A 779-nucleotide genomic window follows, 5' to 3' on the forward strand; every position below is an offset into this window, starting at 1 on the left:
ACCCAGGGTCCCGTGAAGCGGTCCACCCGCCTTTCATTCCGAGCCGCGCGATTGTCCGAGGGAACCGGTGGGAGGATCCGCTGACGGGAGGCCACCCCCGCCGGACGAAACGCCTCCATCGGCCAAACAGTCAGCCAGGTCGCGCGAAACATCACCCGCCACCTCCCTCACGGCGCCCCCTCCATCGTGTCCACAGGACGCATCCTCTGGGGCGGGAGAAGTCAGCAGCGTCCCGCTGTCGGAATCCAAGGCGGCGGTCTCGCCATGGGGACGGAGTGCAACGCCGAACGCCTCGGTGTCCTCGACGGCCGTCTCAAGGAGGCCGAGGCTCTGCTCGCCCTCGCAAGCCGCTGTCTCCAAAGCATCGTCCAGGGGGGCGACCGGCACGGAGGAACCACGAAGGTCCTCAGGAGCGCATGGAGCCTCGGGGGAAGCCTGCTCCTGGGGAGCGGAGGCGGCAGCGGGAGCGAATGCGTTCAGCACGCGCTCATCGCGCGCCTTCAGCAGCGCTGGCATCTCATGCTGAAGTGCTTGCACGTCACGCTCGTGCAGGATTTCCATTACGCGGAAGGCCCACTCGCGCAGCGCGTCTCCTCCCATGAGTGGCAGCAATTGGGCTGCGCCTCCCAGGAAGGCCCGCTGCAGGGACTGCACGAGGAGCACGTGCCCCGGACGCGCCGCCACCCGCGCCGCATGCCGCAGCAACTCGAACTCCGCCTGCGCGCAGGTTTCCCCCGACTCCCAGCGCGCCGCGTCCTGGAGCTGGTAGCACGTGCTCC

The 779-nt window shown here is 68.8% G+C and carries 1 protein-coding gene; it reads left to right on the plus strand.

Annotated features, from left to right (window positions below):
* Positions 1 to 264: 264 nt before the first annotated feature.
* Positions 265 to 779, plus strand: a 515-nt coding sequence (locus tag D7Y15_RS46850) for a hypothetical protein (protein ID WP_217276372.1), incomplete at its 3' end; no start/stop codon positions are given.

This window comes from Corallococcus sp. AB030, from assembly GCF_003668965.1.
GTDB lineage: Bacteria > Myxococcota > Myxococcia > Myxococcales > Myxococcaceae > Corallococcus > Corallococcus exiguus.